Source organism: Actinoplanes sp. NPDC051633 (assembly GCF_040681735.1).
Taxonomy (GTDB): domain Bacteria; phylum Actinomycetota; class Actinomycetes; order Mycobacteriales; family Micromonosporaceae; genus Actinoplanes.
Genome location: NZ_JBFAZH010001564.1, coordinates 1 through 1,473 on the forward strand (window position 1 = coordinate 1; position 1,473 = coordinate 1,473).

At 73.0% G+C, this 1,473-nt stretch carries 1 protein-coding gene; it reads left to right on the forward strand.

The window, feature by feature from the left end:
• Positions 1-1,473, forward strand: a 1,473-nt coding sequence (locus AB0M20_RS43155) for a M64 family metallopeptidase (protein ID WP_364307257.1), incomplete at both ends; no start/stop codon positions are given.

Below are 1,473 nucleotides of genomic sequence, written 5' to 3' on the forward strand. Positions count from 1 at the left end.
GCGACCACCTCCGGCGGCTCCCCGCAGGGCCCGCTGATCTCGATGCATGAGCTGGGACACTCGCTGGGCACCCTGGCCGACGAGTATCCGTACAGCTCGCGGGACGTCGTGCGGCCCTGCTACACCGGGCCGGAGCCGGGCAGCTTCCACCACACCGTCTACACCGACGAGCAGCGGATGATCGCGGAGCGGCACAAGTGGTTCCGGTGGATCGGCGAGGAGAGCCTGTCCGGCGGCCGGATCGGGCTGCACGAGGGCGGCGGCACGTACCCGTGCGGCCAGCGCCGCCCCAGCGAGCACTCGATGATGCGCTGGCTCGGCTTCGACCTCGACCAGATCGGCCGGGAGAACATGGTTGCCCGGATCACCGGCATGCGCAACGCCGGGCAGATGAACCTGAAGTCGGCGCCGGCCGGGACGGTGCCGTGCGGTGCTGTGCTGTGGGCCGAGGCGGGCCACCCGCGTTTCCACGAGCTGCGGTTCACCTGGCGGGCCGGCGAGCGGGTGCTCGGCACCGGCCCGGACCTCGCCGTGGCGGACCTGCCGCCGGGCACGGTCGTCGATCTGGAGGTCCGTGACCCGGTCGGGCCGGACGGCATCGACTGGGTGCGCAACCCGTCCACGAACAACACCGCCGCCGACTCCGGCTTCAACGGGCCGAGATTCGTGCAGCGCCGGCAGTGGACGGTCGGCACCGCCGAGGTCGTACCCTCCGAACCCGCCGCGGAGATCACCGCCTCGACGCCCACCACCCGGCCGGTCGCCGGCGACGAAGTCGTCTTCGTCGAGACCAACCACCCGGCCGACCGCGTCGTCTCGGTCTCCTGGACCCTCGACGGGCGACCCGTGGCCGCCGGCGGCCGGTCCCTCGACCTCGGCGCCCTGGGACTGACGCCGGGAACCCACCAGCTGACCGCGACGGCCGCCGACCGCGGATCCTCCGACACCGCCTCCTGGACCGTCGACAACACGATGCCGACCGCGCCGCGCCGCCTCTCCGCGCCGCTGACCACAGTGGCCGGTGCGGACGGCCACCCGATCTACTTCGACGGCTGGGACATGTGGCTCGACCCGCAGGACGACCAGCAGGGGCGGTACGTCGTCGGGCAGTTCCGGCTGGACCGCGACGGCTGGTTCAACTACTTCGGATTCCCGGAGCAGCCCATGCCCTCCTCGCCGTTCCACTTCAGGCACTCCGGCACCGTGGTCAAGGCGCTCACCTACGGAAACCTGGGCACCGGCGGCCTGTCGAAGGCGGCGTTCGAGCAGACCCTGCCCGACGACCACCCGTCCGGCGGCTTCGTGCCGGGCTTCGGCACCCACCTCGTCGAGCACCGGGCCATCGACCCGGCGGGCAACACCGGGCCGGCCGGCAGCTACCACGCCACCGTGCTGCCCGGCTCGTCGCCGGCGTGCACCACCACCCTGACCGGGCGCCATGCGGGGGTGGTCGCCGCGCGCGGCGGCACCTGC